Origin of the sequence: Citrobacter sp. RHBSTW-00859 (genome assembly GCF_013729795.1) — a bacterium.
Taxonomy (GTDB): domain Bacteria; phylum Pseudomonadota; class Gammaproteobacteria; order Enterobacterales; family Enterobacteriaceae; genus Citrobacter; species Citrobacter braakii.
The window spans coordinates 1,712,652-1,728,221 of sequence record NZ_CP056284.1; the positions used below are offsets into that span (position 1 = coordinate 1,712,652).

At 52.4% G+C, this 15,570-nt stretch carries 14 protein-coding genes and 1 tRNA gene; 5 read left to right on the forward strand and 10 right to left on the reverse strand.

Annotated elements, in window-relative coordinates; genetic code table 11:
- Positions 1–32: 32 nt before the first annotated feature.
- The 4 genes from narP to HV302_RS08490 all read right to left on the reverse strand — a co-directional run bounded on the left by narP (position 33) and on the right by HV302_RS08490 (position 3,058).
- Positions 33–680 (reverse strand): nitrate/nitrite response regulator protein NarP, encoded by a 648-nt coding sequence (narP, locus tag HV302_RS08475; RefSeq protein ID WP_016153764.1) that lies wholly within the window; start codon positions 678–680, stop codon positions 33–35.
- Positions 681–887: 207 nt separating this feature from the next.
- Positions 888–964, reverse strand: a tRNA-Pro gene (locus tag HV302_RS08480).
- A gap of 74 nt (positions 965–1,038) precedes the next feature.
- Positions 1,039–2,799: an LPS biosynthesis-modulating metalloenzyme YejM gene (yejM, locus tag HV302_RS08485; RefSeq protein WP_016153760.1), complete on the reverse strand. Its 1,761-nt coding sequence runs from the start codon at positions 2,797–2,799 to the stop codon at positions 1,039–1,041.
- A 31-nt stretch (positions 2,800–2,830) separates the two neighbouring features.
- Positions 2,831–3,058, reverse strand: coding sequence for a YejL family protein (locus HV302_RS08490; RefSeq protein WP_003027506.1), 228 nt, complete (start codon positions 3,056–3,058; stop codon positions 2,831–2,833).
- A 134-nt stretch (positions 3,059–3,192) separates the two neighbouring features.
- Between HV302_RS08490 and yejK the strand changes: the two genes are divergently transcribed.
- Both yejK and tnpA read left to right on the forward strand, forming a co-directional pair.
- A complete protein-coding gene (gene yejK / locus HV302_RS08495) occupies positions 3,193–4,200 on the forward strand; it encodes a nucleoid-associated protein YejK (protein ID WP_181627195.1) in 1,008 nt (335 codons plus the stop codon).
- A gap of 250 nt (positions 4,201–4,450) precedes the next feature.
- Positions 4,451–4,909 carry an IS200/IS605 family transposase gene (gene tnpA / locus HV302_RS08500; protein WP_079778750.1) on the forward strand — a complete coding sequence of 153 codons (459 nt, stop codon included), beginning with the start codon at positions 4,451–4,453 and terminating at the stop codon, positions 4,907–4,909.
- Between the two features lie 123 nt (positions 4,910–5,032).
- Here the strand turns inward: tnpA and rplY are convergent, their stop codons facing one another.
- Positions 5,033–5,317, reverse strand: coding sequence for a 50S ribosomal protein L25 (gene rplY / locus HV302_RS08505; protein ID WP_016153758.1), 285 nt, complete (start codon positions 5,315–5,317; stop codon positions 5,033–5,035).
- A gap of 124 nt (positions 5,318–5,441) precedes the next feature.
- Complete coding sequence (locus HV302_RS08510; RefSeq protein ID WP_032931694.1) at positions 5,442–7,202, reverse strand: DEAD/DEAH box helicase; 1,761 nt, start codon at positions 7,200–7,202, stop codon at positions 5,442–5,444.
- 150 nt (positions 7,203–7,352) lie between these two features.
- On the opposite strand from HV302_RS08510, the gene rsuA reads away from it, so the two are divergent.
- The 3 genes from rsuA to HV302_RS08525 all read left to right on the forward strand — a co-directional run bounded on the left by rsuA (position 7,353) and on the right by HV302_RS08525 (position 9,944).
- Entirely contained in the window at positions 7,353–8,060 is a 708-nt protein-coding gene (gene rsuA, locus HV302_RS08515; protein ID WP_016153756.1) for a 16S rRNA pseudouridine(516) synthase RsuA, read from the forward strand.
- Positions 8,061–8,075: 15 nt separating this feature from the next.
- Positions 8,076–9,266 (forward strand): Bcr/CflA family multidrug efflux MFS transporter, encoded by a 1,191-nt coding sequence (locus tag HV302_RS08520; RefSeq protein WP_016153755.1) that lies wholly within the window; start codon positions 8,076–8,078, stop codon positions 9,264–9,266.
- 333 nt (positions 9,267–9,599) lie between these two features.
- On the forward strand, positions 9,600–9,944 hold the full coding sequence (locus tag HV302_RS08525; protein WP_029139605.1) for a YejG family protein: 345 nt from the start codon (positions 9,600–9,602) through the stop codon (positions 9,942–9,944).
- 3 nt (positions 9,945–9,947) lie between these two features.
- Here the strand turns inward: HV302_RS08525 and yejF are convergent, their stop codons facing one another.
- The 4 genes from yejF to HV302_RS08545 are packed head-to-tail and all read right to left on the reverse strand — an operon-like array spanning position 9,948 to position 15,473.
- Positions 9,948–11,537 (reverse strand): microcin C ABC transporter ATP-binding protein YejF, encoded by a 1,590-nt coding sequence (gene yejF / locus HV302_RS08530; RefSeq protein ID WP_047500955.1) that lies wholly within the window; start codon positions 11,535–11,537, stop codon positions 9,948–9,950.
- Between the two features lies 1 nt (position 11,538).
- Positions 11,539–12,564 (reverse strand): ABC transporter permease, encoded by a 1,026-nt coding sequence (locus HV302_RS08535; protein WP_047359188.1) that lies wholly within the window; start codon positions 12,562–12,564, stop codon positions 11,539–11,541.
- Positions 12,564–13,658, reverse strand: a complete 1,095-nt coding sequence (locus HV302_RS08540) for a microcin C ABC transporter permease YejB (protein ID WP_016153751.1) — start codon at positions 13,656–13,658, stop codon at positions 12,564–12,566. Before HV302_RS08540 ends, HV302_RS08535 begins: the two co-directional genes overlap by 1 nt.
- Entirely contained in the window at positions 13,659–15,473 is a 1,815-nt protein-coding gene (locus tag HV302_RS08545) for an extracellular solute-binding protein (protein WP_181627196.1), read from the reverse strand.
- Positions 15,474–15,570 lie beyond the last annotated feature (97 nt).

Genomic DNA, 15,570 nt, shown 5'->3' on the forward strand with positions numbered 1-15,570 from the left:
CGCATATCGGGGCTATCCGGCCTCTTCATGGATTACTGCATTCCGCGCGTTTGTAAAAACAGAATGGTAGCTGCAACGCGAGAGCGCACATTGAGTTTGCGCAGCAGGTTGCGAATATGCACTTTCACGGTCTGTTCGGAAATATTCAGCACTGACGCAATCTGTTTGTTCGACAGCCCCTGAGCCAGTTCATGCAATACATCCAGTTCACGTTCGGTGAGAATGCTGAAGGGATCTTCTTGTGCGCCGAACAGATCGCGTTCGCGCAGATATTCGCTGACGCGTGTGCTAAAAGCTTTACCGCCTTTGGCGCCGCTGCGAATGGCCTCCAACAAGACTTCAGGATCGCTGTCTTTGAGTAAATAACCATCCGCGCCGGCATCAATTAAGGCGTACACATCGCTGGCGGCATCCGAGACGGTAAGAATAATAATTTGCGCGGTGACGCCATCCCGGCGCAGCGCATTCAGGGTGTCCAGTCCGCTCATGCCTTTCATATTGAGATCCAGCAGGATCACATCCAGGTCCAGACGGTTAGCCAGATCGATAGCGCTGGCACCGTCACCTGCTTCCGCGACTACGTTAAATGCGGGATCCAGTTGCAATAATTGACTAATTCCTCGCCGCATTAGTGGGTGGTCGTCGACAATCAGCACCCGAAAAGGCGTTGCTTCAGGCATACTATTCTCCTGAGTTTTTATTAGTATCATTATTGTTTTCAGCGCATCACTCGTCTAGTTTCATCGCGCTGATGAGAGGGTAAATTTTACCCCAATTTGTGCATGGGTAAGTAGTAAAACCTGTGCTAAAGGCCGGGGTAATAATAAGGAACGTGGAATCGCGGGCATAAAAAAACCAACCATGAAGGTTGGTTTTTCTGGGATTTTTGGTCGGCACGAGAGGATTTGAACCTCCGACCCCCGACACCCCATGACGGTGCGCTACCAGGCTGCGCTACGTGCCGATGCTATGGCTGCTAATACTACTGCTTTCCGCTGCGAATGCAAGGGGAAGCATCGCTAAGTGATTTATAATTAATCAGTTAGCAATAAATCGTTTCTCATCCGTCAGAACCTGTAGCAGCAGGCTTAGCTGCGGTTTCTGATCTTTTATTTTTTCGCCGCGTAAATCATAGGTCTGATAATTACCGTTGTTGTTCAGCACCAGCGTCATCTCTGGCGTGGTAACGGCCATCGTGCTGCCGTCGGCGGCGGTAACCCAGTAATGGCGGCGGTTTGCATTGAACAGATCCTGCCCCTGCGAGTATTCGTTAGCAGGCGTGCTGACGTGCAGCAGGCGCTGCATGAGCGTTGTCATCAGGTCTGTATGATCGGTCAGGCTATTGATGCGTTGGGCAGGCGTTCCCGGCCAGTGAATAACCAGCGGAACCTGCAGATGACCGCGCGACCAGGCAAAATTGTTCTCTTCCTGAGTCAGCGGCACGCCCCGACCTGCGGTAATAATCACCACCGTGTTGTTCAGTTTACCGGAGTCGCGCAGGGCACTAAGAATACGGTTAATATTGGCATCCACATCCTGAGCGGCGCTGGCATAGCGTTTGGCAAAGTTCTTCTGGTTGCTGTTATCAAGGTTCGTCCCGTTAAAGGAGACCCACGAGAACCAGCGGTTATCTTCCTGCGCGTAGCGTCCCAGCCAGTTAATCCACTGGCTTGCGGTTTGTTCGTCAGATTGCGTTTGTACGCTTGGCATGGAGAAGTCTGACAGCAGCGCCTGGCGATACAGCGGGCTGGTAAAGCCATCCGAGGAGAATAGCCCTAACTGGTAACCCTGCTGGTTCAGTGCAGTAATCAGCGCCGCAGGCGTACGGGTCGACAAAATGCCGTCCATGTAGCTTGGCGAGACACCATAGAACAGGCCAAAGATCCCGTTATCCGTGGTGTTGCCTGAGCTCATGTGACGCGTAAACGAGATATTCTGCCCGGCGAATTCAGCCAGCGCAGGCATCTGTTTTTCAAAGCGTGAGTAGTTCAGACCGTCGACGGTAATCAGCAGCACGTTCTGACCGGTGCCCATATCGCGATAGCGCAGTTCGCTGAGCGGGTACTGCACGGAAACCGCTTCCGGATTGCCCTGTTCGATCAGGCGTCGCTGATACTCTTGCGCATCCAGCAGACCATGTTTTTCCAGGAATTTACGTGCCGTCATCGGGTAGGAGAGCGGCAGATTCGCACGCTGCATGGTAATCGGGCGATAGAAATTGGCATCCGCCCAGATATACACCACGTGCGAGGCGATAAAGGAAACGAAGAAGAATGCTGCTAACGGTTTGGCAAAATGGCGACGACGCGTCAGGCTGCGCAGCTTTTGCCAGCTCCAGGTCGCAAACAGCATTTCAATTAACAGAATAACCGGTACGCTGATAAACATCAGCTGCCAGTCACGCGCCGCTTCATTCTGGTCTGGGTTGATGACCAGTTCCCAGACGATTGGATTGAGATGCAGGTGGAAGCGGGTGAAAACTTCGCTGTCGATTAGCAACAGCGTCATGCCAGCCGTCGCCAGAATAGCTGATAAGAATCGCATCAGCCTCTGGGACATGACGATAAACGTCAGGGGAAACAGGATCAGCAGATAGGTGGCGAACACCAGAAAGCTAAAATGCCCGACAACGCTCAGGTAGGAATAAACACGACCTGCAAGGGTTGTCGGCCAGTCGGCGACAAACAGGTAACGGCTACCGAGCACCATGGCCAACAGAATGTTGAACAAGGCAAACCAGTGCCCCCAGCTAACCATCTGGGAGACTTTCTCACGGTAGCGTTGACGATGAGTTACCATAAACTGTTGTTCGTTTCCCCGGAGCAGGCTCTTAATGCGCTTGGTCGTCGTTTACCGAAGACTGCAATGCGCGGGCAAAAGAGTTGGCAATCGCCTGGCGCTGGGCCGGTGCGATGCTTGTATTGATAAGGTTAGTCACCATATTTCCCAGTACCATCAGGGAAAGGTCGGTCGGCGCCTTATGTTTTTCCAGTACGTTGAGCATCTCATTCAGCAGTTGTTCAACGTGTTCGTCACTATAGCGGGAAATTTGTGGCATAAATCGAAATCAGTCTGTTCATGAAAGGGCAACATATTACCGTACAGACAGTTTTTTTTCTGCTTTTTTATCTTCTATTGCGTCACTGCCCGGCAGGTGGTTGAATACCGCCCGGTCTAAAAGGAGAGTTTATCATGAGTCTGGATATCAACCAGATTGCCCTGCACCAGCTTATCAAACGTGACGAGCAGAACCTTGAGCTGGTCTTGCGCGATTCATTACTGGAACCGACAGCGACCGTTGTCGATATGATGGCTGAGTTGCATCGGGTGTACAGCGCCAAGAATAAAGCTTATGGCCTGTTTAACGCAGAGAGTGAACTGGCGCAAACGCTGCGTTTACAGCGTCAGGGCGAAGAGGATTTTCTGGCCTTTAGTCGTGCAGCGACTGGGCGCTTGCGAGACGAACTGGCGAAATATCCTTTTGCTGATGGCGGCATTGTCCTGTTCTGCCATTACCGCTATCTGGCGGTAGAGTATCTGCTGGTCGCCGTGCTGAACAATTTAAGCAGTATGCGCGTCAATGAAAATCTGGATATCAACCCGACGCACTATCTGGATATCAATCATGCGGATATCGTGGCGCGTATTGATTTAACCGAGTGGGAAACCAACCCGGAGTCCACGCGCTATCTGACGTTCCTGAAAGGGCGGGTAGGGCGCAAAGTCGCCGATTTCTTTATGGACTTCCTGGGCGCCAGCGAGGGGCTTAACGCCAAAGCGCAAAACCGCGGCCTGTTGCAGGCGGTCGATGACTTTACCGCCGAGGCGCAACTCGATAAAGCTGAACGCCAGAACGTGCGTCAGCAGGTGTACAGCTACTGTAACGAGCAACTGCAGGCCGGTGAAGAGATCGAGTTGGAGTCGCTGTCCAAAGAGCTTTCCGGCGTCAGTGAAGTCAGCTTCAGCGAATTTACCGCTGACAAAGGCTACGAGCTGGAAGAGAGCTTCCCGGCGGATCGCAGCACGCTGCGTCAGTTAACCAAATTTGCCGGAAGCGGCGGCGGGTTAACCATCAACTTCGACGCCATGTTACTGGGTGAGCGTATTTTCTGGGATCCAGCCACAGATACTTTGACCATCAAAGGTACGCCGCCGAACCTGCGCGATCAGCTACAGCGTCGTACCTCGGGCGGGAAATAAAGCCGTTTGCCGGATGGGGGCGTTAACGCCCCCATCCGGCTTGCGTGATTCATCTTTACCGCCAACAAAATCCCATAAAAATACCCCGCCGAGGCGGGGTTTTTCTTGTGCACAGAAAACCCCCAGCTAGGCTGGGGGTTCCGGAAAGCTTTCAGCTTTGGGCCAGTTATTAAAACCCCTTTTGATTTGTTAAAACACATTGCGGTCTGGCAACTGCAAATGTTTAACAAGAAATCAAAAGGGGGTCCCAATGGGGGACGAAAAGAGCTTAGCGCACACCCGATGGAACTGTAAATATCACATAGTTTTTGCGCCCAAATACCGGAGACAAGCATTCTACGGTGAGAAACGCAGGGCGATAGGCAGCATCTTAAGAAAGCTGTGTGAGTGGAAAAACGTGCGGATCCTGGAAGCGGAATGCTGTGCGGATCATATCCATATGCTTGTGGAAATCCCACCCAAAATGAGCGTATCCGGCTTTATGGGGTATCTGAAAGGGAAAAGCAGTCTGATGCTGTATGAACAGTTTGGGGATATGAAATTCAAGTACAGGAATAGAGAGTTCTGGTGCCGGGGATACTACGTAGATACGGTGGGTAAGAACACGGTGAAGATACAGGAATACATAAAGCACCAGCTTGCAGAAGATAAAATGGGTGAGCAGTTATCGATCCCTTATGCGGGTAGCCCGTTTACGGGCCGTAAGTAACGAAGTCTGATGCAAATGTCAGATCGTATGCGCCTGTTAGGGCGCGGCTGGTAACAGAGCCTTATAGGCGCATCCGAAAAACCTCCGGCTATGCCGGAGGATATTTATTCAACTTGTAAGCGATTACGCGCGAACGAAGTCGATGTGTGCCAGCTTCGGCTTGAACGGGTGACGCTGTACAGCCTGAGCTTTAACTTTAACTTCTTTACCGTCAACAACGATGGTCAGAACTTCGCTGTAGAATTCAGCTTTAGCTTGCATGTTCATAACTGCATCGTGATCCAGTTCGATAGCAACCGGGGCTTCTGCGCCACCATAGATGATTGCCGGGAACTTGTTAGCGGCACGCAGGCGGCGGCTCGCACCCTTACCCTGCTCTTTACGTACTTCAGCGTTGATAGTAAACATTTAAATCTCTCTTTAATAATTCCTGCTACAGGCGACCCAGCAACAGGTAAGTGATCTGCTTTGCGTATGCAAAAGCGGGCGAGATTCTATACTTAAACGGCTGGTACATCAATCAAAAGTACGATTAACCGCGTAATTCATGTGCCCGACGATAGCGTCCTTCATAATCGAAGACCTTTTCACGGACCTGCCAGTACTGACCTTTCATGCGCGCCACCACGAAATCAGGATGACGTAACAGCGCCTGCTGCGCGAGGATATCGGCGGCGGTTATCCAGCGTAAGGGAATGCCGGGCGTTCGGGTGTGCGGGCGAATAAACAGTTGCTCGAAAGCCGTACGCTGCGCGGGAGTATGCAGGCGAAAGCGTTCGCTAACGTCGGCACCATCTTCATCGTAATAGGTGATTTTTAGCCATTCACCTTTTTCATCCTGGCCGTTTTGTAACACCATGCCGCTACAGCGCAGGACCAGCGCATCTTTGAGCCTGAGCGCGGCTTTCAGCATGTCATCCGGGTCAACCAGCACCGTGTCGCACTCCCGACAACGGCGGGCGGCGATATCATTTTCCGCGTTGCATTGTGGGCAGTTTTTAAAACGAAAACGAAAATCGCACTGTTCGCGATGGCCGTCATCATCTTCAAACCACCCCTGACAGCGGCGGCCAAAGTGTTCAATCAGCGTGCCGTCTGCCGTTGTTTTGCCCCAGAAGGTGTTTGCAAACCCGCAGGCGGGACAGAACACCTGCACCGGAACGTTATCGCTTTTCCCTTTCGGCGCCCCCACTTCCGGCGCGTAAAGATCGTGCGGGTTACCGGCATAATCGAGGATCAGACAGTCGGTTTTACCCGGCGCCAGGCGCAGGCCGCGACCGACAATTTGTTGGTAAAGGCTAACTGACTCCGTCGGGCGCAGAATGGCGATAAGGTCGACGTGCGGGGCATCGAAGCCAGTGGTCAGGACCGACACATTCACCAGATAGCGAAAGCGCTGGGCTTTGAACTCTTCAATCAGCACATCACGCTCTGCGCCAGGCGTGTCTCCGGTGATTAGCGCGGCATCGTCAGCAGGCAGCAGGCCCAGGATTTCTTTGGCGTGCTCCACTGTGGCGGCGAAAATCATCACCCCTTTGCGCGTCTGGGCAAACTCGACAATCTGGCTGATGATATGCGGCGTTATTCGCTGCTGCTTTTTCAGTTCCTGATTGAGATCCGTTTCGCTAAACAGGCCGTTACTCTGTGCCTGCAGGCGGCTGAAGTCATACTGCACTACCGGCATGTCGAGGCGTTCTGGCGGCGTCAGGTAGCCGTGTTTAATCATGTAACGCAACGGTAATTCATAAATGCAGTCACGAAACAGCGCTTTTTCATCGCCGCGCACCATACCGTGATAATGAAAGTGATAAATCCAGCCTTTGCCCAAACGAAAAGGAGTGGCAGTAAGCCCGAGCAGGCGTAAGTGGGGATTTACTTTGGTCAGGTGAGTGAGGATTTGCTGATACTGACTCTCGTCATCATCACCAATACGGTGACATTCATCGACGATAAGCAGCGAGAATTCTCCCTGAAAGGCGTCAAGATTACGCGCTACCGACTGTACGCTGCCAAATACCACTTTCCCGTGGCTCTCTTTACGCTTCAGACCTGCGGCAAAAATATCGGCTTCCAGCCCCAGCGCGCGATATTTGGCATGGTTTTGCGCGACCAGTTCTTTAACGTGCGCCAGTATCAGCACGCGACCACGCGCCACGCGGGCCAGTTCAGCAATCACCAGGCTTTTTCCCGCACCGGTTGGCAGGACGATAACCGCTGGCGTGCGATGGTGGCGGAAATGGTTGAGCGTGGCATCCACGGCTTCTTTTTGGTACGGGCGAAGAGTAAAAATCATGGGCTCATTAAGGTAAGCAGCAACAATGTATAGTATGCCATGAATCATTTCCCTTGAGGGATGGTGTAACGCCGCTATACTGGGCGGATAATCGTCCCACTTTTCGGGCGCAATCCCGCTTCTTGTTTTTTACAGGCAAAAATCACACTCATGCGACTTGATAAATTTATCGCTCAGCAACTCGGCGTCAGCCGCGCTATTGCCGGGCGTGAGATCCGTGCTAACCGCGTTACCGTCGACGGTGAAATCGTCAAAAACAGTGCCTTTAAGCTGCTGCCAGAACACGACGTAGAATATGACGGCAATTCCCTGATTCAACAAAATGGCCCGCGCTATTTTATGCTGAATAAACCTCAGGGTTATGTTTGCTCAACGGATGACCCGGATCACCCGACAGTGCTCTATTTCCTTGATGAGCCGGTTGCCTACAAACTGCATGCGGCAGGGCGCCTGGATATCGACACCACCGGACTGGTGCTGATGACCGATGACGGACAGTGGTCGCATCGCATCACTTCGCCACGTCACCATTGTGAGAAAACCTATCTGGTAACGCTGGAGTCGCCGGTGGCAGATGACACCGCCGAACAGTTTGCCCATGGCGTACAACTGCATAATGAGAAAGACCTGACCAAACCGGCCGTGCTGGAGGTTATTACGCCAACTCAGGTGCGATTGACCATCAGCGAAGGGCGCTATCATCAGGTTAAACGTATGTTTGCCGCCGTCGGTAACCACGTTGTGGAACTGCACCGTGAACGGATTGGTGACATCAAGCTTGATGAGGATCTGGAGCCGGGTGAATACCGTCCATTGACCGAAGAAGAAATCGCCAGCGTTAACTTAACCCCGCGTTAATTTCAGGAGCTAAATGTGACCACCCGGCAGAACTCGTCAATTGCCATTGTCTTTATCCTTGGCTTGTTAGCCATGCTGATGCCGTTGTCGATTGATATGTATCTTCCGGCACTACCTGTTATCTCTGAACAGTTTGGTGTGCCTGCAGGTAGCGCGCAGATGACCCTCAGTACCTATATTCTTGGGTTCGCGGTGGGGCAGTTACTCTATGGTCCAATGGCTGACAGCATTGGGCGCAAGCCGGTGATTCTGGGCGGGACGCTGGTGTTTGCGGCGGCGGCAGTTGCCTGTGCACTGGCACAAACTATCGATCAACTGATCGTGATGCGTTTCTTCCATGGTCTGGCTGCGGCTGCGGCGAGCGTGGTTATCAACGCCCTGATGCGCGATATCTATCCGAAGGAAGAGTTTTCGCGCATGATGTCATTTGTCATGCTGGTCACGACAATTGCACCCTTACTGGCACCCATCGTGGGCGGCTGGGTATTGGTATGGCTGAGCTGGCACTACATCTTTTGGATCCTCGCCGTGGCGGCTATTCTGGCGTCGGTGATGATCTTTACGCTGATCAAAGAGACCTTGCCGGTTGAGCGCCGCCAGCCGTTTCGCTTGCGTACTACTCTCGGCAACTTTGCCTCGCTGTTTCGCCACAAGCGTGTACTGAGCTATATGCTGGCCAGTGGGTTTAGTTTTGCCGGGATGTTCTCGTTCCTGAGCGCCGGACCTTTTGTTTACATTGAGATCAACCACGTTTCACCGCAGCATTTCGGCTATTACTTCGCGCTGAACATTGTTTTCCTGTTCGTGATGACCATCATCAACAGCCGCTTTGTTCGTCGGGTTGGGGCGTTGAATATGTTCCGTACTGGCCTGTGGATCCAGTTCGTGATGGCGGGCTGGATGGTCTTTAGCGCACTGTTCGGGGTTGGTTTCTGGGCGCTGGTGGTGGGCGTTGCGGCGTTTGTTGGCTGCGTGTCGATGGTGTCATCCAACGCCATGGCGGTCATTCTGGATGAATTTCCGCATATGGCGGGAACGGCGTCATCGCTGGCAGGGACGTTCCGTTTTGGCATTGGCGCCATCGTTGGGGCGCTGCTGTCACTGGCGACCTTTAACTCGGCCTGGCCGATGATCTGGTCGATAGCGTTTTGCGCTACCTGCTCAATTCTCTTCTATCTCTACGCCAGCCGCGCCAAAAAACGGTGATCTATTACACAACCTGGGGGCGATAGGGCCTCCAGAGTTGATGTACATCAACCGAAAATCTATCAATTTCCCCACTTATGTTTATTTTATGTAAAATCAATTTATGTAAAAAGTCACATCATTGTAGTTAAAAAGGTTGAGTTAGATCGCAGAAACGAGTACATATAGCGCGGAAATATGCCAGAACCGTTGAATAAATTTAAATATTTGGTTCGGAAAGCAGCATAAAGTCAGGGTGTAAACGTTTACGAACTGTTTAAAGACGTATTGTCAATGATGTGTTAATATTGATGTAAAATAATTGTGAAGTGATTGTGCTTCCAGGGAAAGAAAGTGATGACATTACAACTCTCAATCGTTCATCGTCTGCCACAGTGCTATCGTTGGTCGGTGGGTTTCGCAGGTTCAAAGGTTGAACCGATTCCGCAAAACGGTCAGAGCAATGAGAACAGCCTGGTGGCGCTCAAATTGCTTAGCCCTGATGGTGACAGCGCGTGGTCAGTCATGCATAAACTCAGCCAGGCCCTCAGCGACATTGAGGTACCTTGTTCCGTGTTGGAATGCGAAGGAGAGCCGTGCCTGTTTGTTAATCGCCAGGATGAATTTGCCGCGACCTGCAGACTGAAAAATTTCGGCGTGGCCATCGCAGAGCCGTTTTCAAATAACAATCCGTTTTGAGCGTCAGCTTAGCGCGAGCAGCTGACGCGTATATGCCTGCTGTGGCGCGTTAAATACGTGCTCGCATTGTCCTTGCTCCACGACCTCTCCCTGCCTTAGCACAATAACCTGATGGCATAACGCGCGTACTACGTGCAAATCATGGCTGATAAAGATATAAGCCAGGCGATGCTTTTCCTGTAAAGACTTTAATAACGTCAGGATTTGCGCCTGTACGGTTCTGTCGAGCGACGATGTTGGTTCATCCAGAATGATCAGGGAAGGCTTGAGAATCAAGGCTCTGGCAATGGCTATGCGTTGACGTTGACCGCCGGAAAACTCCGCCGGGTAACGATGCCGCGTTTCGCTATCCAGTCCCACTTCCGCCATTACCGCTTTCACCTGCGCTTCGCGCTGTTCGGCTGACAGGGTTGGCTGATGAACGCGCAGTCCCTCCTCAATAATCTGTAGCACGCTCAGGCGCGGGTTCAGCGAGGAGTTGGGATCCTGAAAAACAACCTGAATGCGGTGACGTACCGGTAACAGCTGGCGGCGATTTAAGGTATGCAGCGCCAGGCCATCGAACACAATGCTTCCCTGTGAGGTGATTAACCTCAGTAGCGCCAGCCCGGTAGTGCTTTTCCCCGATCCTGACTCCCCGACCAGCCCCAGCGTTTCACCGGGCCGGAGGGAAAAACTGACGTTGTTAACCACAACGTTATGGTCCACCACGCGCTTCAGGATACCTTTACGGATGGGGAAGGCAACGCAGAGTTTTTCCACTTCCAGCAATGGAGCTTGCCCGGCAGGTACAGGCACCGGATCGCCGGAAGGTTCGCTGTTTAACAATTTCTGCGTGTAGGGATGCGTTGGCGCAGTGAGCAGCTGCGCTGCTCGATTTTGCTCAACGCACTGGCCGTTTTGCATCACCGCAACAGTATCGGCCAGTTTTTTCACAATGCTGAGGTTGTGGGTGATAAACAGTAATCCCATGTTCAGCTCGCGCTGTAACTCCCGCAGCAGCTGCAGGATTTGCGCCTGTACGGAGACATCCAGCGCGGTGGTCGGTTCATCGGCAATAAGCAGCTCCGGTCGCGTAAGCAGCGCCATGGCGATCATCACGCGCTGGCGTTCGCCGCCGGACAGTTGGTGCGGATAGTCTGCGAGACGTTTGGCCGCCTGACGGATGCCGACCCGATCCAGACAGGTCAGTATTTCTGCCCGCGCGGCCTCCCGACGCATTCCCCGATGCAGCGACAGCACTTCATACAGCTGTTTTTCCAGGTTGTGAAGCGGGTTTAGCGACACCATTGGCTCCTGGAAAATCATGGCGATTTTATTCCCACGAACGCCGCGAAGCGTCTGCTCATCGGCATGAAGCAATGATTCGCCATGAAAACGGATGTCGCCGGAAAGGTAGACTGCGGGAGGGGTCGGTAATAACCGTAGAATAGAAAGCGCGGTCACGCTTTTACCCGAACCGGACTCGCCCACCAGCGCCAGAGTTTGCCCGGCTTCAACCCTCAGTGAGAGGGTATTGACCACGGTGCGCACGGTCTCCTGTTGGCGAAAACCTACCGATAAATTTTCAATAGCTAACAGCGGTTGTGTCATCTTAAATCGCCTTGTTGGGATCGAACGCGTCGCGTACCGCTTCACCAATAAATATCAGTAGCGATAATAGCAGGGCAACGGAGATGAACGCGGTGATGCCAAGCCACGGTGCCTGCAGGTTGTTTTTACCCTGTAGCAGGAGTTCTCCCAGCGATGGCGAGCCAAGCGGTAAGCCGAAGCCAAGAAAATCCAGCGAGGTCAGAGTGGTGATCGAGGCGCATAATATAAACGGTAAAAAGGTCAGGGCGGCGACCATCGCATTGGGCAGCATATGGCGCAGAATAATACTGCGATCGCTCACGCCGAGCGCCTGGGCAGCACGAATGTAATCAAAGTTTCGGGTACGTAAAAATTCCGCGCGTACCACGCCAACCAGGCTCATCCAGCCAAACAGCACGGTAATGCCCAGTAGCCACCAGAAGTTTGGCTGGACCACGCTCGACAGCAGTATGATCAAAAACAGCGTTGGCATACCTGACCAAACCTCAATGAATCGTTGCCCCCACAGATCCACCTTGCCACCATAATAGCCCTGGATTGCGCCAGCCATGATCCCCATCACGCTGGAGCACAGGGTTAGCATTAATCCAAACAGGACAGAAATACGTGTGCCATAGAGGATCCGTGCCAGCACATCACCACCGTTGGCGTCCGTTCCCAGCCAGTTTTGTGCAGAAGGCGGGGAAGGGAAGGGCTTATCAGTGGCAAAGTTAATGCTGGTGGCTCCAAAGCGTATCGGCGCCCACAGGATCCAGCCCCGGTTTTCCAGGCGCTGCTGTAACCACGGATCCTGATAATCAGCCTGGGTCGCCAATGGTCCGCCGAAGTCGCTTTCACTGTAGTTTTTGAACAGGGGGAAATACCAGCTACTGTCGTAGCGCACCAGTAGCGGCTTATCATTGGCAATCAGTTCTGAACACAGGCTAAGGCCGAAGAGTAGTAGAAAAATCCACAGCGACCAATAGCCGCGACGGTTATGGCGAAAACGCGCCCAGCGGGCCTGATTGACGGGGCTTAATCGCAACATTAGCGTCCCTCAAAATCAATACGGGGATCGACCAGCGTGTAGCTGATGTCGCTGAGGATATTCAGCAGCAGACCGATCAGGGTGAAGATATAGAGCGTGCCAAACATTACCGGGTAGTCACGTGATACGGTGGATTCATAACCCAGTAGTCCCAGACCGTTAAGCGAAAACATCACTTCAATCAGCAGCGAACCGGTAAAAAACATGCTGATAAACGTTGCCGGGAAGCCAGCGATTACCAGCAACATGGCATTGCGAAACACATGTTTCCACAGAATGTTTTTCTCGCTGACCCCTTTGGCGCGCGCGGTGACGACATACTGTTTGCGTACCTCATCCAGAAATGAGTTTTTGGTCAGCATGGTTAGCGCGGCAAACCCCCCAACCACCGTCGCCAGCACTGGCAGGGTAATATGCCAAAGGTAGTCGGTCACTTTCTGATACCAGGGCAGGGAATCAAAATTGGCGGAAACCAGTCCGCGAAGCGGGAACAGGTCGTAATAGCTGCCCCCGGCAAAAAAGACGATCAGTAAAATCGCAAACAAAAAGGCCGGTATGGCATAGCCAATAATAATGAATGCGCTGCTCCAGACATCAAATCGGCTGCCGTTGTGAACGGCTTTGCGGATCCCAAGCGGTATCGACACCAGATAGATAATGAGCGTACTCCATAGCCCCAGCGTGACGGAAACAGGCAGGCTGTCTTTGATAAGCGTCAGCACTGAGGCGCTACGAAACAGGCTGTCGCCGAAATCGAAACGAATATAGTCCCAGAGCATTTTGAAATAACGCTCATGAATAGGCTTATCGAACCCGTAACGGCGAGTGATTTCGGCGATCACTTCCGGGTCAAGACCACGGCCACCTCGGTAATTACTGTCGCTGATATTGCCGACGCCGGTTTGCGCGTGGCTGGCGCGAATGCCTTCACTACCCGCGCCGGGTAATGCCCCGCTTTGTCCGAACTCAATAGCGGCGACGGCCTGCTCAACCGGACCACCGGGGGCAATCTGCACGATAAAAAAGTTGATGGTGATGATGGCCCAAAGCGTTGGGATCACCAGTAGCAGACGTCGAATCAGATAAGCACCCATTTATTCTCCCTGCCGTCTGGCTGCTGGCAGTTTCGCCGCTTTGTTAACGTCGTACCACCAGTTGTCGAGACCAATGGTATAAATGGGGCGAATAGCTGGATGCGAAAACTTATCCCACCAGGCGATGCGATCCTCTGCCATAAACCACATCGGCAACATGTAGTAGTTCCAGGTTAATACCCTGTCCAGTGCCCGACCGAGTGGGATTAGTTTGGCTTTATCACCCTGCGCCGCGATGATTTGGTTGATCAGTTTATCAATCACCGGGCTTTGCACGCCCGGGGCGTTATAGCTGGAGTCAATATATTCAGAGGCCCAGAGAATTTGCAGGTCCGAACTTGGCCACGGCATTGCGCGATACAATCTCGGCATCATGTCATAGTCACGACTGCGCAGCCGGTTTGTGATTTGTGAGTTATCAACCTGGCGGATGTTCATTGTAATGCCTAAGCGCTGCAGGTTGTGCTGGAACGGCAGCACCCACTGACTGTTACTGCCCGCCGGGAGCAACAGTTCAAAGCTCAGGGGTTTACCGTTGGCGCTGTTTACGCGCTGTTGTCCCTTAAGTACCCATCCGGCCTGCTCCAGTAAGGCATCGGCTTTCAACAGGTTGTCACGATCGTAGCCATCGCCTTTTGATTTCGGCGGCTGATAAATTTGGCTGAAGACCTCAGGAGGGAGATCTTTTTTCAAGGGCGCAAGTATCACCAGTTCATCCGCATCGGGGTAATTTTTAGCGGCATACTCGGTATTCTGAAAATAGCTGTTGGTCCGACTCCAGGCGTTATAGAACAGAGCTTTATTCATCCATTCAAAATCAAATGCCAGGGTGATGGCTTCTCGCACCCGTCGGTCGCTGAACACCGGGCGCTGAATATTAAACGCCAGCCAACGCGTATCCTGGGCGGATTCGTTTTTTTGCTCATCTTTGATGATGTAATGATTCGAGAAATTTTTACCGGTATAACGTGTCGCCCAGTTTTTAGCATCGTTTTCAAGACGCAGGTCAAACGCCCCGGCCTTAAACGCTTCAAAGGCGACGTTGTCATCCAGATAGTAGTCGTAGCGGATGGTATCAAAGTTCCAGCGGCCACGGTTGATGGGCAGATTAGCGGCCCAATAATCGTTGACGCGCGAATAGACAATGTACTGACCCATCTTCCATTTCGTGATGCGATAAGGACCGCTGGCGAGCGGAGGCGATGATAAGGGATCGCTGAGCTTATGATCTTTCCAGTACTTCTCTGGCATCACGGGTAATGAAAACAGGCTGAGCATGTCCTCTTTACCCGGTTTGGCTAATTCAATACGTACGGTTAATGGCGCGATCGCTTTTACCGTTGTTCCCTTGTAGACCAGGCGAAATTGCGGCACGCCTTCAGTCATAAATTTGTGGAAGGTGAATGCGACATCGCTGGCAGTAATGGGTGAGCCATCGTGAAAACGCGCTCGCGGATTGATGGCGATTTCTACCCAGGAATAGTCATCAGCATAGCGTGCGCTGTCGGCGATGAGCGGATAATAGCTGCCAGGTTCATCGTCAGAGGTAGTAAACAGCGTATCGTAAAGCGTTTCGGTACGTGCTCCGGGATTACCGCGCATCGCATAGCGGTTGAAGTTATCGAACGTGCCGATGGCGGAGAGGGTGATTTGCCCGCCTTTGGGGGCCGCAGGGTTGACGTAATCAAAGTGATTAAAGTTAAACGCGTACTTCGGTTCGCCCAGTACGGCAAAAGCATAGCTTTCTTTGATGGACTGCGCCTCGGCGCTAAACCCGATGAGGGTGATAAACAGCAGCAATACGCGAGGGATCATTAAATGCGATTTCCTTTTCCTGCCACAACCCGACGGGCATCATGCCTGAAAGATAAGGGATGTGGCGGCGAGTGAGAGTATATGATTCGCATACTGC